The sequence below is a fragment of the Aquimarina algiphila genome (genome assembly GCF_007489275.1).
GTDB lineage: Bacteria > Bacteroidota > Bacteroidia > Flavobacteriales > Flavobacteriaceae > Aquimarina > Aquimarina algiphila.
Genome location: NZ_VLNR01000058.1, coordinates 1 through 26736, shown reverse-complemented (window position 1 = coordinate 26736; position 26736 = coordinate 1). Strand labels below are relative to the sequence as shown.

Genomic DNA, 26736 nt, shown 5'->3' with positions numbered 1-26736 from the left:
ATCATAACAATTTGTATGAATAAGCATTTTTATAAAGGGATAAAAGAAGATACTTCTTCAAGAATAATATATGTTACAGATCCTAATAAATTTGATATAACAAAAGTGAATAAAGGTATACTTTCGTTTCATGCTAATTGGAGTGGACACTCCATAATACACGGAAATTCAATTCTAAAGTTAATAGATAGATCCGAAGTAAAAGACTTTTATATTTATGTATTTGATATTGACTTAATTTTGCAAGAAAAACAACTTGAATTAATAGCAGCTAAATGTCACGGTTATTTTGAATCTGTTTGGGTCGAAAACGGAAAAATTGAGTTTAACTATAGAGATACTAACAGAGCTCAAGAATTAGCTAAATTTATTGAATTCTTAAATGAGAAGCTAAAAATTACTTCATCATCTGAAGATAAACTAAAAAAAGAAAAAAACAGTTCCTCCAAAGCCCCTATTCCTAATCAAAAAGATCATGTTGAACTTAAAGAAGTTGAAACTTCAAATGATAATCTTGTAACATCTTATGAAAAAGAATTTTTTACCATTTTTGAGTATTATGAACAAGGATTACTCACAAAAAAAGAATTATTTTCTCAAGTAGTTTATTTAAACCAAATGTTTTATATAGAACAAGGGAACCTACAGACTAAAAATTATTTTATAGGAGGAACAGCAAAAGATTTAACAAAAGAATAAACCTGCAACCAACAAAGTATTCCGATAGCAAATGTTTGCAATCCATATCCTCACTTTTAATGCCCGAAGCCAGATGTCCGATGTTTTTTTAAACTCCTTTCTTCGGTCTTCCAACTTCCAACCTCTAACTTCTGACCTCATTTTAATGCCCGAAGTACAAAGACCGGTATCCGATGTTTTTTTAACCCCTGTCTTCGGTCTTCCGACTTCCAACCTCTGACTTCTGAACCCCATTTTAATGCCCGAAGCTTGAAGCACGATGCCCGATGTTTTTGTTATTTCCCAACATCCAACCTCTGACATCCAACCTCTGACATCCAACATCCAAAACCAAACTCCAAACATCCGACACCCAACATCCGACTTCTCCCACCATGAAATACAATGAAATATTTTCTTATACACCTCTTTCCTATTTTTAATCAGATCAGTTTTTATAGAAGAATAAATAAAAAAGTTAACTATGAATTACGGCTACATAAAATATAAAAATGGTGGAGTTATTACAGCACCATCAAATACTGCAAACACACCTATTGCAGTTCTAAATCAAAATTCTGGAGGTTTTCAGGAATGGAATTTTACAAGTGATGGATATATTGTATTAAAGTCTTCTCTTCCAGAACTCTGCTTGAGCGTATCGAGTAATTCATTACAGGACGGAAGTCGAGTTTCTTTAGCAGCAAAAGGAGCGAGTGGGTTTTTACAAACATGGGGGTACAATAGCAAGACATCCCAGCTCTACCTTTTGGATAATCAGGACTATTTGCTAGACAATGGAGTGGGCGGGTCACAAGGGCCTATTGTGTATGTCTCTAAGAGCTCAGATGCCAAATGGGAACTACCTTTTGGCTATTTCTTTACAGTATCTCCTTGTCACGACAATGGCTCAGAAGGATGCATACAAAAAGGAGGTATATGCAATACCGACTGGCAATCTTACTTCTCTTACACAGAAGATAGCATTAGTATGATCGCAGGTACCGATTGCAGAACTGTGAGTACTGCAGACAAATTACTATTCAACCTTGGCGAGGGGGGAGTTACCAAGATCACTTTTGATTTTGATGTATGCAAATCCTGCCATGAAGCAGCAACTGGTACCGCCTGGCTTGCATTTTGGATCTATAACAAACCTTGGCAACAAACACAAGAGGTAGATTTTATTGAAAGCAAATATGGTCCAAGCACAGGGCTAAACACAAACTTTGCTGGTGCGTCAGGAGCGCATCAAGTTGAGATATTTAATGATTCAGAATCGTGGAAGGGCTCCATAACTGCTGTTTTTACAAATTCAGGTACTAATGATGTTAAGGTAGAAGTATCTAATTCGAATAACGCTAGCATTGGAAAAGCTACACTGACGAGTAGGAATGATTACTTTTTTGTATTGGATACCGCAATGGGCACCACTGCAAAAGACTGTACAATCAATATTTCTAATGTAGTGATAACCGGGACGGTTAATCCGCCGCCACCGCCACCAGCAGAATTGCCAAAACCTATTTTGGTTACTTTGACAAATAATATTAACAACCCTCCTACAGGAAGGACAATAAAATTTAATTACACTACTGATTTAAGGGCAAGTCCGATTGTTTGGCAGGAAGCCGTAGAGATCGCACCACTGGGACCCCAGCAATCTTTTACATTTCCTAAGGGTACTCAGGCAATCTCTATGATTTACCAGGTTGATACTGATTGGTACCAAGGCTGTCAATTAAAGGGGACAGACTTACTCAACCTTTCTGATGGAGACACGATTGAGGGGCAATGGATGAGTCCCAATGGCAATGGCGTCTGTACTATTAGCTAATAGAAAGTAGTCAAGTATGAAGTCCGGTGTCTAAAGCATAAAGCATGGTGCCGGATTATTTTGTAATCTCCTCACATCTGATTTCTGACCTCTAACATCCAACTCCCGACACCCGACCTCTGACTCCAAACTTTCCACTTTTCACTTTAAACTTTTCACTTTTAGTTTTTCACTTTTAGTTTTTCACTTTAAACTTTTCACTCCCTTAATGAAATACAATGAAATATTTTTTCTAGCCCTTCTTTTTTACTTTAACAAACTTTTTACATCACATTGTGGATAACCGTAAAATTTGTAAAATGTACTGCTTTATTTTAGAGGATAATAAATGAATATTACTCGACTAGTATACGTTTATGAATGATGATAAATGGATGTATTTAGTTATCAAGGTAATTATATACCATTGTTGTACATAATTGGAAAACATGAGTGAAATTACAATAAAACTTAACCAAAAATATAAATCCTTTGATCAAGGCTTCGCTACTTCGCTACAAGGAAATATTATTGTTCTTTCTGGAATTAATGGTTCGGGGAAATCACAACTGATGAATATTATTAGAGGTCGTGAACAAGGTGACCTTAATAATCCACTAAATCCAACTCAGCATATCAATATCAGTAGTTCGATTGAAATAGACGGTGAAAAAGTTGATCAAAACCAAATTGAAATTAAAAGCTTTAAAGATAATTTTAACTTGCCTGAAATCATAAAATCTACATCTGTCCAATTGACCAATGCAATTGATCAGGCGCATAATCAATTTAAGCAAGGAAAATTGAATCCTGCTAGTTTACCTCAATACGCTAGTTCATGTATCAAAGCAATTAATATTTTAAAAGAAAAATTCGGAGAAGTTAGTAATACAATATCTGAATCGGACTTTAAAAACACATTGCGACAAAGTGATTTTACATGGCGAAATGAAGATCAATTTACCGATACAATAGGTTTTATTTTTTATTCCCATGCGATGGCTATTGCTCAGGGTAGACAAGATGCTGGTGCAGTTGATGGACCTGCATTTGATAAGACTTCTTTGGGAACACCGCCTTGGACGGAATTAAATAATTTATTTTCGGAATTAAATTTAGAGTATCGATTCAAAAATAATTACAAGATCATTCATGCTGAACTTGATGAGATTCCAAGACTCTATTCTATTGATAAGGAAGGTAATATAATTGATTCTGAAACTAGAAATTTAAAAGATTTATCAGATGGTGAAAAAACGATAATATCATTATGTTTCACCTCATTGCGAAAAATTGAAGGAGAAGATAAAAAACTTCTTTTACTCGATGAATTAGATGCCGTTCTCAATCCCTCTTTAACCGAGAATTTATTCACAGTTTTGAAAAAATACTATCTTGACAAGGATATAATTGTTGTGATAACAACTCACTCACCTGCGACTATTTCACTCGCACCTGAAGACACCACTTTCTATGAAGTATTTAAGAAGAATTATTCTAATCAGCGGGTAATTGAAGTTAGTAAAGACGAGTACAAGGAACTGCAAAAAGTTAACAAGAGATTTTATGACAAAATTGAGGATCAAGCACAAAGAATTAATGATCTGGAAGCTTCGCTTGATTCCAATGAAGACCTACTAATTATAACAGAAGGTAAAACTGATTGGAAATATATAATTGGTGCATTAAAATACTTCCATTCTCGAAATGAATTCGAAAATATTAATGAGACACATTTTTATAAATTCGGCACCCAAGAAGATTTGGAAAATTCAGTTTGCGGAACGAATATTAATGCTGATTTAGGTGAGGACCAATTAAATAGATTTTTAGCTAATGAAATTTCTTCAAGAACTGGAAATACGGAAAGAAGAAAAATGGTTTGGATCGGAATTTTTGACTCTGATACTAACATTAAAATTAGGAATAAACCAGAATATGGAGTTCATTCCTTCAAGATTAAGCTTGATGGGATTTCAACTGAATTTCTCTTTAATGATGATGAACTAAAATCGCTGGTGGCCGGAAAAAGACTCTATATAGGTGATGAGTTTGACACAAGAACATGTCAACACAGTTCGGAAAATTTAAACCTAGGAGCTGGTTCTTATAAAAAGTCAGGAAAAAGAGTTATAATCGATAATGATGTTTACAATCAAGACAAACTAAACCAAGCATTGTCAAAAGAAGAGTTTTCTCAAGCCATTTATAATCACCAAATAGAAATTAGTCAAGAGAGTTGGGAGAAGTTTCGTCATATTCTTGAAGAAATAGATTCCTTAATCCCTGTTCAAAAACCTATTAATGAAGATTAAAAACTATGTACAACAAGGGGTATAAGTAATAGCGGTTTAAGTGATGGAACGAAAGTGAAAAATATAAATCAAACAACAGTAACAAACCGAAAAGTAAGTGCGTAAAATCCGCTACTATTCTTATACGTTACCGTTGGCAGTAATATGACCAAATCATAGAAAAAATAATTAATGGATAAAAAACTAATCTATTCTGATACAATATTTAATAAAATAAAAGAAGATTTCGAATCCATAGAAATAGAAAAATTACAGTTTGAAATTTGGACAGAATTACCAAATGAGTACTTAAATTCATATTACGAAAATGAAAAGAAAATAGAGCCTAACAAACTTGAATTTGAAGAATGGTCTGAAAATATAACCAGTAGACCTGAACCAATTTATTCAGTTGCCATATTTGAAAATAAAATAGTCTCTTCGATTTATAGCGGAAATGTTTATGGAGAAAGGAATTTAAACCTGTGGCATACAAATAATAGATTCAGAAGACAACAAATAGGAAAAGGTGTCTTGCTAAATTTATTGAAAACAATATTCGAGAAAAATAATAAGAGTATAATTAAAGCTTGGGATATTACATCAGAAGGAGTTGACAATATTCTAACAACATATGGATTTGAATAAAACCCCGATGACGCGGATTTGCAATCCGTGTCTATAAAAAACCTCAAAACTTAACCAGCTGTTGCAACGATACTTCTAGAGCTTTGGAGATTTCATATAAAGAATAAATTGTAGGATTCACTTTGCCATTTTCTAATTTTTCTAGTGCTTGTCTATCTTTATTGCATGCTCTAGCTCCCGCTAGTCTTAGACTAGTAGCAATTATGAGTAAGAAAGAATGATGTAATCAATAGAACGTGACGCACAAGTCACAGACTTGCGGCAGCAAGGAATTATGGAATATACGAAGAACTGATTTATATGTCAGAAAAATTTCTTTACAGATTGATAGAAAATCGTAAACAATAACGCTTGACTAAAGTTGTAAAAAACTAAATAACAAATAATTAACCCCATACGCACATAACGTTATTTAAGTTGAAATTTATAAATATCAAGAATGTTCTCTTGTTATTTATTCTCCCTCTCAATACATTTAATGAAACCAAAAGGTAAAATAATCACGAATATTTTTAATTTATAAACGTTTATTATTATGAAAAAAAAGAGTATCAAAACATTAAAACTTGAAAAGAATACTATAGCAATTCTAGAAAACAAAGCCTCTAGCATTAAAGGCGGAAGCATATCTCTAGCAAGTAGACGAGCAATGTGTGGAGCAAGATCTAGAGTTCTATGCTAGAAATTAAATAATTAATAATAATTATTTGAATTATAAAAATACATATAGATAGTTAACTATCTATATGTATTTTTGATTTTATTACCTTATTTTAAACTTAAATAAATACATCTTCTTTCAAAGACATAGATTTTTTTATTAAAGTTTAGTATTCCGAACCTATAGTTAAGCTTTCAAAATCAACTTTAGGGTGATTTCAGTAGATTTAAAAACCCCTATATCTTAACTGTATATATTTCCCCGCTACTGTTAGTCTTAGCCTTAAACCTGATAACACACATTTGCAATCCGTGCCCATAAATCATCCACTGTCAACCTTCTGTATGACAACAATCTCATAAGATTCATTGATATTTGTTTAGTGATAAAAAACAAATATCATGCATTCCAAAAACGAGCAGTTAATCATTGATTTGATACAGCAAGATCTTAAGCATTGCCAATTGGTCTATGGGTTAGAACAATTGGGGTTGCATGGATCGAGTATACATCATCTTGATATCCTAGAGATCATATATCAGTTGATGCAAATCCCCCGCGAGAAAAAAAACGACTACCTGGCAGAGACCTATGCAGCGTTTATGAGTATGGCCACCGAGTATGAGGTCACTCCCTTGGGGGAGTCTCTACGTCCCCTGGCAAAGGATTGCTACCATCGGTTAAAGTATTTGGTAGAGTTGTAGGAATGAATAGTATATATAGTCGTCACACTAAGCTTGTCGAATAGTTGCACACTGAGCGTAGTCGAAGTGTGCCACGCTAAGCTTGCCGAAGTGCTCTACCCGAGGGCTGAGGCTCTCGAAGCCCGTTTTCAAACTCGATACATCTCTCCCTTCGAGTAACCTCAGGGTTCGAGAATACTTCGACAGTGCCTGTCCTGAGCCTGTCGAATAGTTGCACACTGAGCGTAGTCGAAGTGTGACGATACTTGATTTACTGTACTACTGGCAACCATATCTTAAGAAAAACATAAAACCCATCATAGCATAAAAAGATTTTCTATCTTCGTTATATACCAATGGTATGTCCTACCCAAAGCAATCTTTACGATTGCAGATTACATATATAGTATAGTACATGATTAAGTTTTGGCACAAGTGTTAACTATGTTGTTACCATTGTTAGCAACATCGGTACAATCGTTAGCTATGTTGTTACAATCGTTAGCTACATAGGTACAATTATCAACTAAGTCAGTACAATCGTTAGCTACAAAGGCACAAGCGTTGACTGTGTTGGCACAAGGGTCAACTACAACAGTACAATCCTTAACTATGTTGGTACAAGGGTCAACTACACCGGCGAAAGCGTTAACGATGTAAACGATACGATCAGCTACACTGTATATGTAAAACACATATTTTTTTATGAATCATTAATTTAAAAATTAAAAAGATGGCAGAACGTAATTATGGTATCAAAGATACCGTACTGTTAGAATGGGGAGACATTATTGTAGAACACTTAAAAACCGACATCGAAGAGTTTATCACCTTTGATGCAAAGCTTAACAGGGACTTTATCACCGACCTGGAGCAAAAAGTAGCACAAGGCTACAAAGATGGTGGTGATGTAGTGAATATCGCCCAGTTACAAGAAAAGACCGAAGTGGTAGAAAAGGCAATGCAAGATTGCCGTACCTACTTTAAACGATTAAAATATTGGGTACTCGATGCATTTCCTAATCAGAAAGCTATACAACGCCAGTTTGGTATTGGCAGGTTTAGAGAAGTATCGAGAAATCAGGTAAAGATGATCCAGTTTATAGAAGGGTTAGAAGAGACCATCAGTCAACATAGTATTGCTTTAGAAACTGCTGGGGCTTCTGTAGATTTATTAACTCAACCCTCTACCCTCTCGCAAGCATTACGAATAGCAAATAAAGAGCAAGAACAGAAAAAAGGAACCCGTACTGTAGATACTGCTGCACGGGTAGAGCAACTTAATGAGTTATATGCTATACTACAAAAGGTTAATTCTGCTGCCGATAATGTATTCGAAGAGCAACCTACCAAACGAGAGTTGTACCGCTCCCCTGGCCGTAATGGTACTCCTGTGATCATAGATGAGGAAGAATAGTTCTCTGGGAGCTTCGTCGTTCCTCCTCGCAATGCCTAGTGATCTCGCAATGCCGAGTAAGAACGAACGCCTTTACGAGGAGGTACGACGAAGCAAACTCAGGTACGAAGAAATAAGTTTTTAAATACTAACTATAAATATTGAATCACATTAAAACAAACAACATGAAACTAAAAATTTGGTCACTTTTATTATTGGTTATTTTCTATAGCTGTACTACAGAAGAAAATGACTTAGACGAATCTATCAACCCTAATTCAATATCATTTACAGAGGCTATTGCTAATCTGGAAGATAAAACTGGGGTAATCATTGCAGAAAACACGGTTACTTTTACTGAACACCTCACGATACCAGAAAATGTAATTCTTAACTTTAATGTACGGGACAGGATGATCATTAATGCTGGAGTAACCGTAACCATAAACGGAATTATTTCGGCTGGGAAATTTCAAATATTTGAAATCGCAGCGGGAGGAAAAGTAAATGGTTGTCCGCAAATAGAATATGTTACTCCTCATTGGTGGGGCGTAGACGATACAGGAACAAATCCGATATCAGATATATTTCAAACCTCGATAGAATCATTTCCTTGTATAAAGAAATTTGTGGCATCAGGAAGTTTTCTTGTCAATAAAGAGATTCTTTTAAGCGTTAATGGTAGACACTATGATTTTAATGGTAGTACTTTTATTGGAGTAACCACAGGAACAGATAATGGAGGTTTAATCACTATTGGTGGTCGTGATTTTAGCATAAATGACAAACACTCTGTAGAAGATGTTACTCTTACCGGAGGAACATATATTCCAAAATTTAATCATGATAATTCTTTGGGTATTCTACATGCCAAAAACATTAAGATTTCTAATGTAACCATTAAGGGAGAGAATAGCCTAAGAGGAATAGCAATGCAAAACCCAAATTCTACAATTTCTAGTAATCCTGCTATAGAAAATGTAATTATAGAAAATGTGATTCAGACAGGAGGAGTAAATGCTATTAATATCGATATCAATAACGGAATAGCAAAAAATATTGTAGTCGATAACATCATTGCTTCGAGCATTAATGAGATCAACCCTCAAGCTCATATCCTGGATAAAGAAGCTTCTTTTAGAATTAGTTCTAATGGAGATCATTTAAGAATAAAAAATTTAACGATCTCTAATGTAGTGTTAGATGATATCTATCAAGGTTTTGAATTAAAAGGAGTTAAAGCCAATATTTCAAACGTTCAAATTCAGAATGTTGAACATAGAGGAATAAATATTCAGTTTCCAGATGTTATTAATTTAAATGATATAGAGATAACTGGTGTTTCAAATCAAACAGATGCTATCGTTGGTGTTGGTCCATCTGCTTCTCTTAGTAATGAATTAAACTTTAGCAATATTAAAGTTAATGGTACTTTTAAACGTGCAATTTGGAATTTCATAAAAAACACAAGGTTTAACCGATTATCAATTAGCGGAAATTTCATGTATGGGATAGATAATAATGCCAAAAATTCTGTTTATAAAGACATCAATATCTCATCTAGTACCAGTACTCTGGACTATACGGCAATTTATAATGCTATTTCTGGGATGGATAGTAATTTTTCAGGAACCATTAATGGAAAATATGAGTACGGGATCATAAATGCTGCCAAAAATTCTATAATGGATTTTCAGATCAATGGCTCTTTTAGTAATGCTGCAGTATTCACATTTTTTAATGGCAATGGTTATTCTAGTATTTATAAAGCCTATATTAATCTATCTGATTCGTCAAAACATATTAATAGTTATAGAACCGGTGATATTTATCAGATATATGTATATGATGCAACAACAGATACATATACGCTAAATCCTGCACCGTAAGCATAATATCAGTAAGATTGACAAATACCGTATGATAATAAGGAAGAATAACGAAGTAATCCCACTAAGAAAGCTGGGATTGCTTCGTTGTACCTCCTTGCAATGCCTAGTGACCCCGTAATGCCTGATGAACTTGTAATGCCAAATAGAAACAAACGCTTTTGCGAGGAAGAATGACGAAGCAAACTCAGGAACGCCGAGATTGCTTTATGTCTCGCAATACCAACAATAAGAAGATGATAAAAAAACCATGCGTATACTTGATTACCAATAAAAACAATACTGTTATTTATACTGGTGTTACCAGTAATATCGTAAGAAGAGTATATCAACATAAAACAAAATTTTATAAAGGAGCATTTTCTGCAAGATATAACTGTAATAAACTTGTGTATTTTGAGGAGCTTAATAGTATGGGTCTTGCAATCGCCAGAGAAAAACAACTTAAAGCAGGAAATAGAAAACGAAAGGAAGCGCTAATCAACATGGAGAATCCAGAATGGAAAGATCTCTCTGATGGATGGTTGTTTGTGTTTGATTGATGGTAGGGATTACTTCGTCGTACCTCCTCGCAATGCCTAGTGACCCCGTAATGCCTGATGAACTTGCAATGCCAAATAGAAACAAACGCCTTTGCGAGGAAGAATGACGAAGCAAACTCAGGAACGACGAAGTAAACCCTGACAACACCGAGATGGATTCATGTGTTGCAATGCCTTGTAACCTCCCAATACCGAGTGAGAACGAACGCCTTTGCGAGGAAGAATGACGAAGCAAACTCAAGAACGACAAAGCAAACTTAGGTATAACGAGATTGCCTTTGCATCTAGACATTTACCCATCCTTACAAGAAAGAAGAGATAAAATAGTAACACTATTTAAGTAATTTTTAATTTAAATTTAACTGTGGGAGCTAAACATTACAAGTGTTATTATATACCTTTAGGAGATAACTTTTAAAACCGTAGTATTATGAAAAACATTGTGAACATTAATGGAATTAAGAGACTAAACAAATCAGTACAAAAAACAATTACTGGTGGATTTACTGATCCAGATGAGTATGGGTACTGTCCAACTCCTAATTCATTTTTTTGTGGTGTACCTGGTCATATTTGTTGCAATGGATTATGCGTTTTACCTACGCATGGCGCTTGTAATTTTTAATAGATTTTAAATAAAGCGAACTTCGGTTCGCTTTATATATGCTACCTATTTTTAATGATCAATGGATCACCTTGATCATAGTTTAATCAAAATCACTTAGTATTACAACTCTTTCCTGATCTGATCAACGATATAAAATACATTACTTTTCTTTCTGTTGACCAGCAGAATGGACTCTTCTTGGCGATCTGATTGAAATTAATATATTTGTAAAAAAGGGACAAGAATGAGTGAAAAATGGAAATACAGAGTAAAAATTGGTGGAACCTGGGGAATACTGACTGCAATACTCACTAGTCTGTTTAAGTTAGCAGATCATCAAAGCTTTGTAGATATATTTTTCTCGTATCGTTTTCTTGCAGAACTTATAACGTATACATTAGTCGGTATCTTTTTTTTCGCAAATGCTTTTAGCCCTAAGAAAAAAGCTAACAAATAAAATTATACCTGTTTTTAAATCTATCGTAAAATAGAAAGCGTAAATACATGCTATAATAAGCCAATGTATCTACGCTATGTTCATGTAAACACCAATTATTCCCAATTCTTCAATTGTATATAGTATACCATAAAATGATATTGTATTTCTATCTTTTCTATTAGCAATATACGACCAACTTTTAATCACTCGATTACGGAAATCCATTTTGAAAATTAAAAAGTTTTAAATATAAATTAAGTCTTCATCGGTTTAGGTTTGTAATCTCAATTGATAAAAAAACAAAATTCACATTGGCAAGTCTTTAGTCTTTGAGTTTCTGAGGGTACACTGATTAAAAAAAAAAGTCAAGTACTCGCAGAACACGATCATAATGTTACTTATTGTTTATAAAAATCGGCCTCAACCGTTTCAAAAAACACATACACTATAAAAATCTTTTGGTACATTAGTCTTGTGATGGTATCTGTAAAACAATAGCAATGGTTATTATATAATTGTTGACAATAATTTGAACAAATAAAACTGAATAAGAGAATATACATTAATGAACATAAAGTTTTCTCAAATAGAAATTACCGAAAAGGAAATAGTTTTAGACTTATTTAAAGAAGCGGCTATGAAAATAGCAAAAATGAATATTGACCATTGGCAATATTGGAAAAACCCACCTTTAGAAAGGATAGAATGGCTAGAAGAAGGAATAAGAAACAAGGAATTTTATTTTATAAAGAATACTGATTCTACAACTATCGGAATGGTTAGGATTTTAAAGGAAGATTTACTGTATTGGGGCAAACAAAAGGAAAAGTCTCTTTATATTCATTCATTGGTTGTTAAAGACAAATATGCAGGTAAAGGAGTAGGTAAATCTATACTTGAACAGATTAAAAATGAGGCAAAAAAAAGCAATTGTAAATATTTAAGGCTTGATGCTGATTCTAATAATCCAAAGCTTTGCTCCTATTATGAAAAACAAGGTTTTGATAAAGTTGGAGTAAAAGAATTACCTCTTTCTACAAATAATCTTTATCAAAAAGAATTGAAGTAAAAACGGCACGAGAACAATGGCAATAATTAATACGGGTTTTGGTATTTAACTAAAAAGAAGTTTTAGAAACAATGGGAAAATAATGTGCATAAAAATACATAAAACGTAGTACTCCTGTTGTTCGATTGATTTTATAAAGTGATAAAAAAAGAGCGTAAGTACCATCTTCTCAACCAACTTAGTACCTACGCTCCATAATTACTGGGGGCTTCATATATTTTTATACACTTAAAATAGAGAGCGCAAATATCAACTCTTAAAAACCAACTTAAACATTCACGCTCCCATTCACACAAATATTAATTAATCACAATACAACTCTAGTATAGGGTATATATGTTATGTTATTTTTTTCTATAAGCAAGATACAACCATCTTTTAATCACCCCGTTACGGAAATCCTCACCAAAAATTAAAAAGTTTTAAGTATACTATCTTTTATCATTTTGAAATCCTTTTGCTAAAAAAGTTTATCTTTAAAATATTCCACTTATATACGTTGTGGTTTTAGTCAAAATAGGTATGAAACAAACTCTCTGTAGAAAAAAACCAAACCTTGTTAATGACTCATTAAAACAATTCTACCATACATTCAGTACTCCAATAAGTAATAAAGATGGATTCCAGCCTACGCTGGAATGACAAAACACTCAAAATCTGTCATTCCAGCGTAGGCTGGAATCCAAAGTAATGGTAACTTTTTTTAAATCATTTTACCTGAGCATATGCTTATATCGTTTCAGTATATGAGTTTCTTTTATTATCTTAGTAATAACGGTTAAAAAACAATATTGCAAACATTGATAAACATTAAAAAGCTATGGGAGGCATTAGAATCATCACTATTATTTTTGCCACTGTTTTTATGTCTTGTCATATACATGCACAGATAGATGCAAAATTGATAGGTAAATGGAGCCTAATCAAAATAGAAGATAGCCTGGATACCATATCTCCTCCTAAAACTGCTAATTATGAACTTATTATATCTGATACTACATTTAGTTTTTCTGTGGGCGTAAACACCTGTGGGTATGCAGCAAAAACGATTAAGAACACCATTATTGGTGCATTCGCACATTGTACAGAGGCCTGTTGTGATGATAAAGTATGGAAACACTTTGAAAAAATTAATTACCAAGGAGATTTCTCGCTTGAAGATGATGGAAATACCTTGATTATAGTCAATCAAAGCGGGAAGGTGTATTTACAAAAAATAGATTAGTAAACAAAAATACCATCAATGTATCTCTCACCAAAGAGAGTGATGGAAAAACTGCTGAGATTATTTACATCAAAAAGATCAAACTACTTTAATTATTAAATTATTTTTTTGTGATTTTTTTTAAAAAAACTTTGTTTTCTTTTTTTATTATTTCAAATAAATATGTCTGTTTCTTTGTTTTTATTGGTTCAAAAACACCACCTACTAGTACAGCCTCATTCCCTATAGCTTCGATTACTTCTACTTGTAGTGTATTGTTTTTTAAAATAGTATACACTCCGTAAATAGTATAATCTTCACTTTCATCATTACCACAACGAGGAAGGTTTTCAAAGCTTGCAAAACGCATTGTTTTGTCTAAAGTTGTTGATTTTTTATAAAACTCTACAATGCTTGCTCCTAGTGAATCTTTATATTGCTGTTTATTATTTATAGGTGTCAATTCATATTCTGTAATCGATTTATCTTCTAAAAACAATGTAGTAATAAACCATGCATTTTTCTGTAATAGATTTTCTATAGTACTTTTTTCTTCCTTTGATTGTCCTATCATTTTTATACTTAAGAGTACAAACAATGCAACTAATTTATAATGTGGTTTATTTATGTTCATTATCATTTTTTTTATCAAATACCCAAAAGCATTATATTTTCCTTCTCCAATCGCATATACACTAGTTTACTTTTTTATAAGCTGACCTTTTCCTATTATCTTTCCTTCTTCGTCTCTAACTACTACAAAGTAAGTTGCACTAGCAAAATCCTCAACATTGATTTCTGTTTTTGAAATATTAGTTTTTATATTTTTTATGAGTTGTCCATTAAAAGAGTATATAGAAATATAAGACACCTCTACTCCTACATCTATGATTGTACTTCTTATTGCTGGATTAGGATATATTTTTAAAGTTTGTAGGGGTACGCTTTTCATAATTTCTAAAAAAGGTTTAGCCGGTAAAAACTTAGCGATTATTGGTTTTTTATGATGCTCATCCATAGAAATTTGGGCAACTGGATGTTTGACCTTTTTATCTTGTGTCCACCATTGATAAAAGATACATGTGTTTTTTTTGGATTGATTTAAAAGTACCCATTGATCTAATTCTTTCTTATAAAAAAAATCGGTAACACTTATTACATGTTTTAATCTGAGTGATAAGAAAGTTCCTTTAGGTAAAATAATATCACCCCATGAATCCACTACTGTTTGATGCTCAAAGACTCGAGTTCTTTTAATAGAATCTGCGCCTTTTTTTGTTTTCTCTACAATCTTATCTTCTTCTGTGGTGTTTGATGAAGTATCTTGATAATTTAAAGGATACTTTATAACTGTTTCCTGTCTAATATCAACACGTTTTTTTTCATTAACAAATACACCAGAGCCGTTGCCTACTAATTTAGAACTAGAATGGTTCATAAACATCCATGCTTCATAATAGCCATTATTTGAATAGAGTGCTATGTTAGAATTAGGAAAATCTTCACCAAATGGAGTGTCTTGAGGATCAACAAAAACTAAGGTATCTCGTGCAGTAGATTTTAAATTAGAAAAATCCCATACTTTATTTGGTCCTGGCTCACCTACATCAATAGTACTGGTGGGAAATCTTTCGTAGTATTCTACAATGGTGTCTCCTACAGATACAAAATCATTATGCTCCAGGGTGATTTGAGAAAACGAATGTGTCCCAATAAAACATACTAGCATTAGATATTTTTTCATTGTTCTTTATGAGGTGATTTATACTACTGTTGTGTTCGTCTAATTTTTGAAGAGCACTCTCCTTCTACATTATTAATTATACTTTTTGTGCCAGATGCTAATCTGCTCTTTCAGCAAATCAATCGTTAAACTTTTCTTTGATTCTTTTACTTTGTTTTGAAGATATAGTTTGGCATTAAACAGCTCTTTTTTTTCTTCTATAAGAATCCCTTTGGCAGGTTGACCAACTTCATCATAAAAAATATGTGATATATAATCTCTCTTGTTATCTCTCCCGAGATTGCCTCTGCTAAATTTTTTAAAAGTTGACTCAATTGTATTTTTTGGTGGTAATCCCGAATACATATCTAATACAAAGTCACTCCTAAACCATTCATGTCTCTTGCTTTGTATTTTTTCTAAGGTCTCTGAAGAGAAGCCCCAGGAAATATCTGATTTTAAAACTCCTTTTTCTAAATAGAATGCAATTCCTTTGTTAATGAAATTGTTGGTTGTATTTCTCTTTCTTTGATCTATTATTTCTTCTTTATAGGTTAACGAGATAAATTCTTTACCAACAACTATTTTCAAGTCTGGGTTCTGTATCTCGACAATCTCCATACCCTCATCTGTTTTCTTTAAAATAAGATTATTTGCATAGTGCATTGCAAATACCCAAATACTAATGGCGTTTATTTTTCCTTTTTCTAAGATTTTAATACGAATACCATCATTAATCATTTCATACTGGGCTCCAGTATGTATCTTGTTGTTTTTATAAATTGATTTAAAAGGAATATCAATTAACTCTGTATTTTCTTTAATATTTGATATAGCATATTGATACTTTCTAATTCCTTTTTCATAATAATCAAGAAGTACTACGACGTCTGAAATTGTTCTTAAAAAATAACCTTGATATGGTTGATTGTTTTGATAGGTACCTGTTTGTGTTATTTGTCCGTCGATCTCAAATACAGTATACTCAACTCCTATTTTTTGATCATTTTTATAAATTTCGAAAAACGTAATCCCTTTGGTTTTTACTTTGACTTTCCTCTTGTCTAATTTACCTTCTTTATAAATTAAAACATCTCCGTTATCTTTCAGAAGTTTGCCTTCCGTCGGAATCCCTTTTGTATAACTTAAGATATAAGCAGTATCATTATCGCGATCATAATCATAACTCTCCCCATCTTTTACTCCATTTTTAGCATAATAATATGCTAATAGTTCTTCATTTTTTAAACGCTTAAACACCTGTTTACCTTCCTCTTTTCCTTCTTTAAGAGTAGAGATTTTACTGCATACCCAACCGTGTATTTCTGCTTCACTAATAAAGGTTCCTGAATGTTTTTTACCATTTACATAGGTTCCTATAGCTATTGTCTTACTATTATATAGTATTTTTTCTTTTGTCTTTATCCCTTTTTTATATGCAGTCACATGTATGACACCTCTTTTCTTTCTATAAAAAGTTCCATCATAAGGATTATTATCTCTATTTATACCATGATAAAGGACACTACCATCTAGATTATAAAATTCTTCTTCGCCTTCTAATTTACCGTTTTTTATATTCTGAAAATGACGCATTCCTACTACATAACCGCATTTACTTCCTGGGTAATAACTTCCTTTAAAACGATCTTGTGTTTTTAATTCCAGATCAGTGATCACCTCTCTTATCTTTTTCCCGTTTTTTCTATAGTATAGTTCTGTCACTATAGTCTTAGCAGTATGTTTTTCATACGCTAATTGTGTAGTGTTTTCATAATATAATTTTCTCTCAATATTCTTTCCTTCTTTGTAAGTAGCAAAGCAATTTGTTGTTCCCTCGTAGGGTCTATCATTTTTATACATTACACTAGAAGTCAAAATTCCTTGTTTATTAAAAAATTTCCCTTCTCCCTCTTTTAGTTGGCCTTCATAATTAACTGTAAATTTTTTATTTCCATTTTCATAAAACTCTTTATGCTCGCCATCTAGATTTCCATAATGATAATTACTTATAATATTAACGTTTCCATTTTCATAAAACCATCGTACTTCTCCAATAAAATCATCTTCATTATCCTTATCTGCCCAACCTATCATTTGAGGTTGACCTGATATATAATAATCTTTAATGAGAACTTTATCATCTTTTATTTCCAGAGGTATGTTTCGATAATACGTCGCTTTATCTTTTGTGGTTTTATTCCATTCCTCATCAAAATAAATAACACTTTTTTCTTGGGCATAGCTTTGTAAAAAACTTAGCGCAAACATGAAAAAAAAACTTAAATATCTAAAATCCATCACTTTCTTTTGTTCATCAATTGTCAATTCATTTTTTTTACTCTCAAACTCTTTCAGCGAAGGTACTCTTGAATGTAGTTCTTGTGCATAAGAAGTATTGTTAATTGAAATAAATAATCACATAATGCCAAAGTTGTTTATGAAATTGTTGTTTCTTATCTTTTTACTAATGCATCAATCAAATGAGTTATAAAAATTACGCAGTTACCAGAATCCCAATTATAATTTTAACCCTAATATACCTGATTTGGAAAAATCAGATTATTTGTAATGTATATTTGCATTTCTTTAATATATATTTGCCAAACACCCTATAATTTTTTAAAATCAACAAAAGAAGTCATTTGAGCTGATAATTTAAAAAAAACTGCCTTTTACTTGCAAATCCAGGTTTACTTTTGTGACCAACAATACTATTATCTAATTCTATAGACCCTCTCACCTTTTTATATTATCTCCTGTACATTTTTTCTTTTATTTTGATTTTCTATATAACTGATAACAAATCTTTTGGTAAATTAGTAAGACAAAAACAGAAGGAAAATAATAGCAGTCGTTATTATACATGGCCCCGGAAATTACATTAGGATACAATAAAGATTAACGATATCATAAAATTATTCTTTAACCACTAATTTATAACCATGGGCTTAAAAATCATCTTACTTATTGTTGGCATATTGCTAATCGCCGGAGCAATCTTTTATTTCTTAAAACGTCGTAAAAAATACGGTTCGTTTATTCACAAACTTCCGTTACAAGAATTGGGATATAAAAATATCCCTGCAGTACCTTATCAATTAGGTGAAATTCCCGGCACCCTGGTAAGACTGGGGTTACGGGCTAATGCTACTACCCAGGCCAAATGGGGCATGAATAATACATATCAAATTGATGAATACAATGCTAATGGATACTCATATCAATATGGGCGAGGTAAAGATGTTGAAGCAGAAGCACATGCAGATCGTCTATCGCTAAAAGCTGATCTCGAAAAATCATCGGTTAAAGTAGAGCTTAACCCAGCTAAATTGAAAAACCGAATGAATGCGAGTGAACATCTAAGGGCTAGTAATGATGAAGATCCAATCACTATGCTTTCTCTTACCAAACCTGAGCAATTTACAATGTCATGGACTACTTTTAATAGTGTGTATCATAATGCTCAGAAATTTCTGCCCGACATGATGGGTACGATGACCGATGTGGCCATTGCTAACCGTGTTTTCTGGCCTACTATTGCAAAGTATGGATTTGCCTATAATTTACTAATTCTTGAAAAAGTAAATGATACCAGAGCTACTGATTATAAAAATGTATTTGGAGATGCCTGGACATCAGAAATTGAAACTTTACTAAGCGATCAATTACTATATGCCATCGATCTTCGTATGTACGCTATGCTTCCTATAAGCCATGTAAAAGGTAACCCCAGATATACTCCTGCTACTCTTACGCTATTAGCGCAAAATCCTGATAAATCCTTGCGACCTATTGTAGTATTGATCATCAATCCCGAAAATAAAGGAAATACGATCTACTCTTTTGGAGTCTGTACAAATGGAGCATGGTTGTATGCTCTAATGGCCGCCAAAACTTCGATCACCTTATACGGAATATGGATGGGACATGTATATCATTGGCATATTGTTTCTGCTGCATTATTAATGACTTTACATAATCACGTCGAGGAAACACATCCTTTACGGGTATTTATGGCTCCTCAAAGCGAGTTTATTATTCCTTTTAACGATACTCTGCTCCTGCTATGGAAAAGAATCGCACCGCCAACCTCGGTAAGCAGTGCCTCTGAGTTTCTTAACATGACAGATACTTTTGCTAAGGGAAGATCTTTTCTGCAAGATGACCCTAATACTACCTTGCAAAACAATGGTATTAAAAAGGAAGACTTTTCAAACAAAACCGATTGGGATCAATATCCTATTGCAGGAGAATTGCTATCCGTTTTTAATGCGGTTGAAACCTATGTAACTGCATTTGTAAATCAGACGTGGTCTAATGACCAAGAGGTAGTTGCCGACAAACAAATTCAGGCCTGGATTGCCGCTTCTTCTGACCCTTCTGATGGAAATGTAGCTGGGATTCCAACACCTGATAGTCGTAAAAATCTGATTACAACCTTACAAAGTCTTGTTTTTAGACTTACAGCACATGGAGCTTCTAGATTAAATGCAACCGCTAATCCCGTGCTTTCATTTGTTCCTAACTCCCCGCCTTGTTTACAACGGACCGATATTCCTCTACCAACTAACGATCTTCCTACTGAAGATTTGTTAACCTATCTGCCAAAAACAGGGACTATTGGAGAAATGATTACCTTTTTATTCACATTTGTATTCTCTTCTCCTTACATTCCTTTTCTACCCGTTGCTGGTAATCAAACAGAACTAATCTGGGGTAATGATCCTAAAGAACCTCGTAATGCAGCTCTTATTAATTTTAGGGAATTCCTAGAAGGTTTTATACATTCTTATGAAAAACCCGGAGCCGCACAACTATATCAGTGGCCTAGAAATATTGAAACCTAAAAAAAATCACAACATAATCGTATCAAGTGTAACAAATCTTGTTTTGATCTATCTTTCTGTAAACAACTAACCTAATATTCATGCAAAAAGTACTTCTATTATCATTTACTTTGGTCTTATTATTTTCTTGTGCCAAGGAGAAAGAAAAAGAAAAAACATTTAATATAGGACAACAATCAACTACTATTGTCGACGAATCCAGGGATCGCCCAATAGTTATAGAAATATGGTATCCTACCTATGATTCTTTAATCACAAAAGAAACTAAAAGCACCCGTAAGGAACTTTTTAAAAACATCAAGACAATTCCTAATGCATCAATGCCAGAGGGAAAATTTCCACTATTACTTGTTTCTCACGGTACAGGGGGCAATCGTTTTTCTCTTACCTGGTTTATAGAGGACATGGTCAAAAAAGGATATATCGTAGTCTCTGTAGATCACTACGGTAATTCTACTTTTAATAAACTGCCCAGAGAATTTGTAAAATGGTGGGAACGTGCTATTGATATCAAATATACACTAACTACAATTCTAGAAGATACAGAAATTGGACCTAAAATAGATCGGTCCAAAATTGGCGGAGTTGGTTTTTCTTTGGGAGGATATACTAATATTGCATTAGCAGGTGGTTATGTAGATAGAGAGGTGAAAGATAGTGATGAGCCTGATACGGATCGTGAGATGCCTCCAGAGTTTCCCCAAACCGATGAGATTATAGATTTTGATACCGATAGTTTGATTGTAGCATCCTATAACACCCATAAAGATCATGTAAAAGATGATCGAATAAAAGCCTTTTTTGTAATGGCTCCTGCTATAGGGTTTGGTTTTCATTCTAAAAAACAAACCGAAACCATCACTGCACCGGTATACATTGTTGCAGGAAAAGGAGACACAAATACGCCTGTTAAGCATAATGCAATACATTATCACAATTTAATCCCGACAAGTAAAATTCATCTTTTTGGAGAACATGTCGATCACTATATTTTCTTAAACGAAGCCACAGAATTTGGAAAAAAAGTAGCTCCAGAAATTACTATCGATCATCCTGAGGTAAATCGCAAGGAAATACATCAACAAACCATGCAACTCGCTCTTGATTTTTTTGAAAAGAACCTGTAAATAAAGATATGTTCATATTTTTGAGTTTCCTATATCGTTTCTTATAAGAAACCGTATAACTATACTTTGGTGTATCTTGTAACAAAAAAGAAACACATTCGTCTTGAGCATATGAACAGAACATTATATTGGTATTGTATTCTTTGTATAGTTTCGGCATCGGCTTTTGCGCAGCAAAGCACTACAACTATTTCGGGACAGATTTTGGATAAGGAAACCAATGAACCCATTGTTTATGCCTCTATTTATATTAAAGATCTAGCTATAGGAACAACCTCAAATGAAGAAGGTTATTTTACTTTTTATGTTCCCAAAAGGCAAGAAGATGCTTCAATAATAGTATCTATGATTGGATATGAGTCTATTGAGAAAAAAGTACGTACATTTTCTGATCATCAAAAAATCATATTGAGTTCTAAAGTTAATAGCCTGGACGAAGTAGTGATCACTTCTACCAAAAAGAAAGCGCTTACTGCAAAGGATATTATTAAAAAAGCATATAAGAGTATAAAGAACAATTACCCCAATCAACCTTATATCTTAGAAGGTTTTGTGAGAGATCTTCAGAATGAAGATGATCAGTATGTGGAGTACCTGGAGTTTGCGGCAAAATTGTATTATAAAGGTTACACCAAACAAATTGAACCTTCTGTAGAATTGGTGGAAGTACGAACAAGTCAGATTGCAGAAAAACATCCATGGAATGCGAATGAAGAGCGTAAGAATTCGATTATGGACTTGATCGAAGATGATTTCATTCGCTTTGATTATGGTCCTATTAGAGCAAAAAAAGGTTGGAATTATGAAATTGAAAGTATTCTGCCATATAACAAAAGATATGTCTATAAAATTATCGGGATCGATAAACCATTTCAAAAAGCCATACTGTATATTGATACAGAAACCTTTGCCTTTGTGAGAATGGAATTAACAAGGTCGGCTATCAATAACAGATCCTGGAGAAGAAAATTTACCAACGGATCACTACAAGTGTATTATAATGTAATTTTTGAATATCAGGAGTATAAAGGTAAAATGTATCTAAAATATCAAAAGGAAGAAGATACCTGGAAAATATTTAAAGGGTTAGAATCACAAAAACTCTTATTTATAAAAAAGCCTAAAAAAGAGCTTTTTATCAATAAGATTATTACTGATAACGTAGCCCAATATCCTTTTACAAGAAATATGAAGATTAGTACTAGCATAGAAAATCAGGCAAGACCCTATAACCAGGAATTTTGGTCAACATATAATGCACCTCAACAAACCGAAAAAGAGAGCAAAATTATTGAAGAGCTAAAAAAGATTAATTAATCGTCTTTATATAATAATTAATAATTGTTATCCGTATACTCACAATTTAAAATCATACAATATTTGACTTATTATAAATTTTGATGTTTTATTTATACCTTCAAAATACACAATAGATTCCCATACATTATTCCTAGTAAAATCTTAAAAATCTATCTCTTATCTATGTTTAATAAAATTTAAAAAATTACGACCTTTATCCATGTAATGAAATCACACAAAAACCGACTTAATAAACATGATCAAGGAGTTTAAAGAATTTTCGACCGAAGCTATACTAAAAGTTGGTAACGAAGAATTATTACAATCGTATACCAAATCAGAAATTATAGTTTTATATACTTTTATTTGGGCTAGAGAAGGTGATGCAATTATGGAGATTGACGGAATTTTGACTACGGTCGAAAAAGATACTATTGTTGTATTAACACCAGATCAATATTTTAAATTTATTAGCGGATCTGATCTAATCACATATCAGTTTAATAGAGAGTTTTACTGTATTAAAGATCATGATAAAGAAGTAAGCTGTATGGGTGTACTTTTTTATGGCAATAGTGCAGTTACTCCAATAGTTAAGCTCAATGTTACAGAACGCAATAAACTAGACCAGTTACACAGTGTATTTTTGGATGAGTTAGATACGGTAGATACTATACAGGCAGAAATGTTGCGCATGTTAATGGCTAGATTTATCATTACAACAACACGACTTATTAAACAACAGCATAATTTTGATGCATTAGATGATCAAGTTGATCTTATCAGAAGTTTTAATATTCTTGTAGATACACATTTTAGAAAGGAACATTCTGTAGCGTTTTATGCTGAGAAATTATTTAAGTCACCCAAGACATTATCTAATAATTTTGTTAAACTTAAGAAAAGTCCTTTGCAGATTATTCACGATCGCGTAATTTTAGAAGCCAAACGCCTACTTATCTATACAGACAAAACTGCTAAAGAGATCGCCTACGAAATAGGATTCGAAGACGCTTCTCATCTTAGCAGAATGTTTAAAAAGCATACGTCCTTTTCTCCTTCAGAGTTCAAAAAACAATTAAAACCAGAACCTGCAGGGAAATATTGACCAGCTTTAAGGAAAAAGTGCCATTATATCATATTTGTTTTTGCCCCAACTTTGTACTATAAAAACAACGTAAAATCTCCGAAATATATTCGGGTAAAATATATAGATATGAAAACTTCGATTCACACTATCAAAATAGCACTGTTTAGTATCTTATTTCTGTCAGCTTCTGTAAGCAACGCACAGATCATTTATGAAGACGAGCTAGAAACTGTATACCTCAGTAAAAATGCTGAAGAAGTGGTATACACAAATAATTTTAGCAACTTTAATGGTCGGCTAATTGCTACAAACCAGATCAATTTTAGAATAGAAATACAAAGAGCAAAACAAGATAAAGATTATTTGCTGTTTCTTTCTGAAAGAAGTAATCTTGAAATATTGGCATCTGCTTATCTAAAAACGATACGTAAAGGAGCGAATAGAAGTTCTGATGCAGAAGCATTTGCAAAATTCCTTAACGATAGATTACCCGAATTAATGCACCAATTTAAAAAAGACAATAACCTTGAAGAATTGTATATGTACTCAAGAAAGAATACATTTAATGGGAAAATAGACGCTTTGCCGAGTGTTTTGTAGTATAAGATTATACTAAACAAGCTAATTAAACAACAACCACAAACAAAAATGAAAAAAAAATTACCCCTATTACTACGAATCCTCGTAGCAATAATTTTGATTCAAACCCTCAGATTTAAATTTACAGCTCACCCAGACAGTGTTTATATTTTTACAAAAGTTGGACTAGAGCCTTATGGTAGAATAGGAACCGGAATAACTGAACTTATTGCCGGAATTTTGCTTTTAATACCAAAAACTGCATGGGTAGGTGCCATGTTAACACTTGGTATTATAGGAGGGGCCATTATGATGCACATTACAAAACTTGGGCTTGAAGTTAATAATGATGGTGGGGTTCTTTTTATCACTGCTGTGGTAACTTTTCTCTTAAGTGCAGTTATCTTATGGACAAAAAGAAAAGAAGTTAAATTCTTTTAATCATATATTATAGGGTATAGGGTTATATAGTACTACAATCCTAACCTCAAAAAATTAAGCATACCTCCACAATCGTGGGGGTATTTCTTTTTTAGGAAAAATTGACAAGTCCTCGGGAAAAACATTCATTTCTTTCCTCTCTTTTGTAATGCATCTTTGTACCAGAAATTAAACATTAAATAATAGGTCCCAAGCTAATTTGGAATCGAAATTTTAAAATAAAGTATATGAACATTCAGAATAAATCAATTTTCAATTTAATCGAAATTTTTCGTCAGGGAAAAAGAAAAGTAATCAATTCTATTCACGCCAAAACACATTGCGAACAAAAAGGTATTCATGATTTCTATTGTGATGCAGAACGGCCTTTTATTCAAAAATAGATGATAAAAAAGTAACTCGGGAAGATTTGACAAGTGATCGGGAAAAACATTCATTTTATACCCTTTATTTCTGCCAGATCTTTGCAGTGTTAAATTAAAATAACAAAATAAATAATAATAAACCCCGAAAAAATTTCGGGATCAAAAAACACAAAAATTATGAGCACATTTAATGTACCAACAAGAGATGAAGTAAGCGCCAATAACCAGGCAATATTTGACAACCTTAATAAGGGATTAGGTTTTGTACCTAACTTATATGCAACCTATGCACATAGTGATACAGCATTAGAAAACTATTTAACTTTTTCAAATGCAAAAACATCACTTTCTGCTAAAGAAAAAGAAGTAGTAAATCTTGCAGTTAGTCAAGTTAATGATTGTATCTACTGTTTATCTGCACACACAGCTATCGGAAAAATGAATGGATTTACAGATGAACAAATATTAGAACTTAGAGCAGGAGGAGCTTCTTTTGATACAAAGCTTGATGCACTGGCTAAATTTGCAAAAAACATTACAGAAAACAGAGGAAAAGCAGATCAAGATGTAGTAGATAATTTATTAGCATCGGGATATACCAAAGGAAATTTAATAGATACTATCGTATTAGTAGGAGACAAAACTGTTTCTAACTACTTACACAGTACAACTAAGGTTCCTGTAGATTTTCCAGTTGCTCAACCACTAGAAACCGCTTCGGTATAAGTGTAACCACATAAGATAGATACTCCACAAAAAGGAGGGCATATATACTACCCTCCTTTTTTAAGAATAATTTTAAAATCAGTAAATAATTTAAATAAATAAGTAAAATCATGAAAAAGTTAATCACAGCATTCACATTTATTTTAGCCATCACTTTTAGTGCACAAGCACAACAAGTAAAAACAGTTGCTTTAGAGCAAACTAAGGGAGAATTCACTCAGAAAGAAGTAAAATTATCTGAAGGAAGTTATGTATTTAACATTACTAATAACCAAGCAGGTACAGATGTTGGTTTTGTTTTAGTTCCTGAAGGAAAAGATGTTTCTGATGCTAAAAATCATATTGCTGCAGCATATGTAACTAAAGTAGTTGCTGAAGGTAAAACAGAAAGTTCTAAAACGGTAAAATTAGAAAAAGGAACGTACACATACTTTTGTCCTTTAAATAAAACTCCACAATATAAATTAGTTGTAGAGTAAATATTACCCGTTGTGCATTTAGTTAATATTAATTTTTAGGTTGTTTATATTTCTGTTGAATTCAAACCTATTGATATATTGAATAATGGTCATTGCTGTGATCTTTGATAAGATTCTATTTTTAAATCCCT

General features: G+C 32.8%; 26 protein-coding genes and 1 pseudogene. 21 read left to right on the top strand and 6 right to left on the bottom strand.

What is annotated here, in order from left to right; translation table 11 throughout:
- The first annotated feature begins 15 nt into the window (after window positions 1-15).
- From FOF46_RS22335 to FOF46_RS22320, 4 genes are all read left to right on the top strand, one after another.
- On the top strand, window positions 16-699 hold the full coding sequence (locus FOF46_RS22335) for a hypothetical protein (protein WP_143917981.1): 684 nt from the start codon (window positions 16-18) through the stop codon (window positions 697-699).
- A 463-nt stretch (window positions 700-1162) separates the two neighbouring features.
- Window positions 1163-2515 carry a ricin-type beta-trefoil lectin domain protein gene (locus tag FOF46_RS22330; RefSeq protein WP_143917980.1) on the top strand — a complete coding sequence of 451 codons (1353 nt, stop codon included), beginning with the start codon at window positions 1163-1165 and terminating at the stop codon, window positions 2513-2515.
- Window positions 2516-2943: 428 nt separating this feature from the next.
- Window positions 2944-4809, top strand: coding sequence for an AAA family ATPase (locus FOF46_RS22325; protein ID WP_143917979.1), 1866 nt, complete (start codon window positions 2944-2946; stop codon window positions 4807-4809).
- 171 nt (window positions 4810-4980) lie between these two features.
- Window positions 4981-5436, top strand: coding sequence for a hypothetical protein (locus FOF46_RS22320; protein ID WP_143917978.1), 456 nt, complete (start codon window positions 4981-4983; stop codon window positions 5434-5436).
- Between the two features lie 43 nt (window positions 5437-5479).
- On the opposite strand, the gene FOF46_RS32985 is transcribed toward FOF46_RS22320, so the two are convergent.
- Window positions 5480-5638, bottom strand: a complete 159-nt coding sequence (locus FOF46_RS32985) for a helix-turn-helix transcriptional regulator (RefSeq protein ID WP_262713264.1) — start codon at window positions 5636-5638, stop codon at window positions 5480-5482.
- 333 nt (window positions 5639-5971) lie between these two features.
- On the opposite strand from FOF46_RS32985, the gene FOF46_RS31715 reads away from it, so the two are divergent.
- Complete coding sequence (locus FOF46_RS31715) at window positions 5972-6118, top strand: hypothetical protein (protein ID WP_167571913.1); 147 nt, start codon at window positions 5972-5974, stop codon at window positions 6116-6118.
- Between the two features lie 1081 nt (window positions 6119-7199).
- On the opposite strand, the gene FOF46_RS22310 is transcribed toward FOF46_RS31715, so the two are convergent.
- Entirely contained in the window at window positions 7200-7475 is a 276-nt protein-coding gene (locus FOF46_RS22310; RefSeq protein WP_143917977.1) for a hypothetical protein, read from the bottom strand.
- 38 nt (window positions 7476-7513) lie between these two features.
- On the opposite strand from FOF46_RS22310, the gene FOF46_RS22305 reads away from it, so the two are divergent.
- The 7 genes from FOF46_RS22305 (at window position 7514) to FOF46_RS22275 (ending at window position 13947) form a co-directional block, all read left to right on the top strand.
- Complete coding sequence (locus FOF46_RS22305; protein ID WP_143917976.1) at window positions 7514-8197, top strand: hypothetical protein; 684 nt, start codon at window positions 7514-7516, stop codon at window positions 8195-8197.
- A 164-nt stretch (window positions 8198-8361) separates the two neighbouring features.
- Complete coding sequence (locus FOF46_RS22300) at window positions 8362-10065, top strand: hypothetical protein (RefSeq protein WP_143917975.1); 1704 nt, start codon at window positions 8362-8364, stop codon at window positions 10063-10065.
- 239 nt (window positions 10066-10304) lie between these two features.
- Entirely contained in the window at window positions 10305-10607 is a 303-nt protein-coding gene (locus FOF46_RS22295; RefSeq protein ID WP_143917996.1) for a GIY-YIG nuclease family protein, read from the top strand.
- A gap of 430 nt (window positions 10608-11037) precedes the next feature.
- Entirely contained in the window at window positions 11038-11232 is a 195-nt protein-coding gene (locus FOF46_RS22290) for a hypothetical protein (RefSeq protein WP_109434732.1), read from the top strand.
- A gap of 226 nt (window positions 11233-11458) precedes the next feature.
- On the top strand, window positions 11459-11671 hold the full coding sequence (locus FOF46_RS22285) for a hypothetical protein (RefSeq protein ID WP_143917974.1): 213 nt from the start codon (window positions 11459-11461) through the stop codon (window positions 11669-11671).
- 547 nt (window positions 11672-12218) lie between these two features.
- Window positions 12219-12722, top strand: a complete 504-nt coding sequence (locus tag FOF46_RS22280) for a GNAT family N-acetyltransferase (protein WP_143917973.1) — start codon at window positions 12219-12221, stop codon at window positions 12720-12722.
- A gap of 820 nt (window positions 12723-13542) precedes the next feature.
- A complete protein-coding gene (locus FOF46_RS22275) occupies window positions 13543-13947 on the top strand; it encodes a hypothetical protein (RefSeq protein ID WP_143917972.1) in 405 nt (134 codons plus the stop codon).
- Between the two features lie 100 nt (window positions 13948-14047).
- Here the strand turns inward: FOF46_RS22275 and FOF46_RS22270 are convergent, their stop codons facing one another.
- The 3 genes from FOF46_RS22270 to FOF46_RS22260 form a co-directional block, all read right to left on the bottom strand.
- Window positions 14048-14560: a hypothetical protein gene (locus tag FOF46_RS22270; protein WP_143917971.1), complete on the bottom strand. Its 513-nt coding sequence runs from the start codon at window positions 14558-14560 to the stop codon at window positions 14048-14050.
- A gap of 66 nt (window positions 14561-14626) precedes the next feature.
- Window positions 14627-15670 (bottom strand): T9SS type A sorting domain-containing protein, encoded by a 1044-nt coding sequence (locus tag FOF46_RS22265; protein WP_143917970.1) that lies wholly within the window; start codon window positions 15668-15670, stop codon window positions 14627-14629.
- A 72-nt stretch (window positions 15671-15742) separates the two neighbouring features.
- Window positions 15743-17977, bottom strand: a complete 2235-nt coding sequence (locus FOF46_RS22260; RefSeq protein ID WP_208746807.1) for a toxin-antitoxin system YwqK family antitoxin — start codon at window positions 17975-17977, stop codon at window positions 15743-15745.
- Between the two features lie 617 nt (window positions 17978-18594).
- Between FOF46_RS22260 and FOF46_RS22255 the strand changes: the two genes are divergently transcribed.
- The 9 genes from FOF46_RS22255 to FOF46_RS22220 all read left to right on the top strand — a co-directional run bounded on the left by FOF46_RS22255 (window position 18595) and on the right by FOF46_RS22220 (window position 26605).
- Window positions 18595-20499, top strand: coding sequence for a lipoxygenase family protein (locus FOF46_RS22255; protein WP_143917968.1), 1905 nt, complete (start codon window positions 18595-18597; stop codon window positions 20497-20499).
- 80 nt (window positions 20500-20579) lie between these two features.
- Entirely contained in the window at window positions 20580-21626 is a 1047-nt protein-coding gene (locus tag FOF46_RS22250; protein ID WP_143917967.1) for an alpha/beta hydrolase family protein, read from the top strand.
- 111 nt (window positions 21627-21737) lie between these two features.
- Complete coding sequence (locus FOF46_RS22245; protein WP_143917966.1) at window positions 21738-22943, top strand: carboxypeptidase-like regulatory domain-containing protein; 1206 nt, start codon at window positions 21738-21740, stop codon at window positions 22941-22943.
- Between the two features lie 238 nt (window positions 22944-23181).
- Window positions 23182-24033, top strand: coding sequence for a helix-turn-helix domain-containing protein (locus FOF46_RS22240; RefSeq protein WP_143917965.1), 852 nt, complete (start codon window positions 23182-23184; stop codon window positions 24031-24033).
- 108 nt (window positions 24034-24141) lie between these two features.
- The gene (locus FOF46_RS22235; RefSeq protein ID WP_109434721.1) at window positions 24142-24615 is read left to right on the top strand and encodes a hypothetical protein; all 474 of its coding nucleotides are present in this window, start codon (window positions 24142-24144) and stop codon (window positions 24613-24615) included.
- 48 nt (window positions 24616-24663) lie between these two features.
- Window positions 24664-25035: a DoxX family membrane protein gene (locus FOF46_RS22230; RefSeq protein ID WP_143917964.1), complete on the top strand. Its 372-nt coding sequence runs from the start codon at window positions 24664-24666 to the stop codon at window positions 25033-25035.
- Window positions 25036-25262: 227 nt separating this feature from the next.
- A complete protein-coding gene (locus FOF46_RS31710) occupies window positions 25263-25418 on the top strand; it encodes a hypothetical protein (RefSeq protein WP_160114052.1) in 156 nt (51 codons plus the stop codon).
- A gap of 159 nt (window positions 25419-25577) precedes the next feature.
- Window positions 25578-26126 carry a carboxymuconolactone decarboxylase family protein gene (locus FOF46_RS22225; protein ID WP_143917963.1) on the top strand — a complete coding sequence of 183 codons (549 nt, stop codon included), beginning with the start codon at window positions 25578-25580 and terminating at the stop codon, window positions 26124-26126.
- Between the two features lie 110 nt (window positions 26127-26236).
- Complete coding sequence (locus FOF46_RS22220) at window positions 26237-26605, top strand: cupredoxin domain-containing protein (protein ID WP_109434718.1); 369 nt, start codon at window positions 26237-26239, stop codon at window positions 26603-26605.
- Between the two features lie 18 nt (window positions 26606-26623).
- On the opposite strand, the pseudogene FOF46_RS32665 reads toward FOF46_RS22220, so the two are convergent.
- Window positions 26624-26736, bottom strand: a pseudogene (locus tag FOF46_RS32665) (IS982 family transposase); the annotation flags it as partial.

Coding starts and splice junctions, on each gene's coding strand:
- FOF46_RS22330 (WP_143917980.1), top strand. CDS start 1,163: ATGAATTACGGCTACATAAAATATAAAAATGGTGGAGTTATTACAGCA.
- FOF46_RS22300 (WP_143917975.1), top strand. CDS start 8,362: ATGAAACTAAAAATTTGGTCACTTTTATTATTGGTTATTTTCTATAGC.
- FOF46_RS22230 (WP_143917964.1), top strand. CDS start 24,664: ATGAAAAAAAAATTACCCCTATTACTACGAATCCTCGTAGCAATAATT.
- FOF46_RS22285 (WP_143917974.1), top strand. CDS start 11,459: ATGAGTGAAAAATGGAAATACAGAGTAAAAATTGGTGGAACCTGGGGA.
- FOF46_RS31715 (WP_167571913.1), top strand. CDS start 5,972: ATGAAAAAAAAGAGTATCAAAACATTAAAACTTGAAAAGAATACTATA.
- FOF46_RS22270 (WP_143917971.1), bottom strand. CDS start 14,560: ATGAACATAAATAAACCACATTATAAATTAGTTGCATTGTTTGTACTC.
- FOF46_RS22225 (WP_143917963.1), top strand. CDS start 25,578: ATGAGCACATTTAATGTACCAACAAGAGATGAAGTAAGCGCCAATAAC.
- FOF46_RS22325 (WP_143917979.1), top strand. CDS start 2,944: ATGAGTGAAATTACAATAAAACTTAACCAAAAATATAAATCCTTTGAT.
- FOF46_RS22320 (WP_143917978.1), top strand. CDS start 4,981: ATGGATAAAAAACTAATCTATTCTGATACAATATTTAATAAAATAAAA.
- FOF46_RS22335 (WP_143917981.1), top strand. CDS start 16: ATGAATAAGCATTTTTATAAAGGGATAAAAGAAGATACTTCTTCAAGA.
- FOF46_RS22290 (WP_109434732.1), top strand. CDS start 11,038: ATGAAAAACATTGTGAACATTAATGGAATTAAGAGACTAAACAAATCA.
- FOF46_RS31710 (WP_160114052.1), top strand. CDS start 25,263: ATGAACATTCAGAATAAATCAATTTTCAATTTAATCGAAATTTTTCGT.
- FOF46_RS22305 (WP_143917976.1), top strand. CDS start 7,514: ATGGCAGAACGTAATTATGGTATCAAAGATACCGTACTGTTAGAATGG.
- FOF46_RS22275 (WP_143917972.1), top strand. CDS start 13,543: ATGGGAGGCATTAGAATCATCACTATTATTTTTGCCACTGTTTTTATG.
- FOF46_RS22245 (WP_143917966.1), top strand. CDS start 21,738: ATGAACAGAACATTATATTGGTATTGTATTCTTTGTATAGTTTCGGCA.
- FOF46_RS22250 (WP_143917967.1), top strand. CDS start 20,580: ATGCAAAAAGTACTTCTATTATCATTTACTTTGGTCTTATTATTTTCT.
- FOF46_RS22280 (WP_143917973.1), top strand. CDS start 12,219: ATGAACATAAAGTTTTCTCAAATAGAAATTACCGAAAAGGAAATAGTT.
- FOF46_RS22240 (WP_143917965.1), top strand. CDS start 23,182: ATGATCAAGGAGTTTAAAGAATTTTCGACCGAAGCTATACTAAAAGTT.
- FOF46_RS22220 (WP_109434718.1), top strand. CDS start 26,237: ATGAAAAAGTTAATCACAGCATTCACATTTATTTTAGCCATCACTTTT.
- FOF46_RS22255 (WP_143917968.1), top strand. CDS start 18,595: ATGGGCTTAAAAATCATCTTACTTATTGTTGGCATATTGCTAATCGCC.
- FOF46_RS22235 (WP_109434721.1), top strand. CDS start 24,142: ATGAAAACTTCGATTCACACTATCAAAATAGCACTGTTTAGTATCTTA.
- FOF46_RS22265 (WP_143917970.1), bottom strand. CDS start 15,670: ATGAAAAAATATCTAATGCTAGTATGTTTTATTGGGACACATTCGTTT.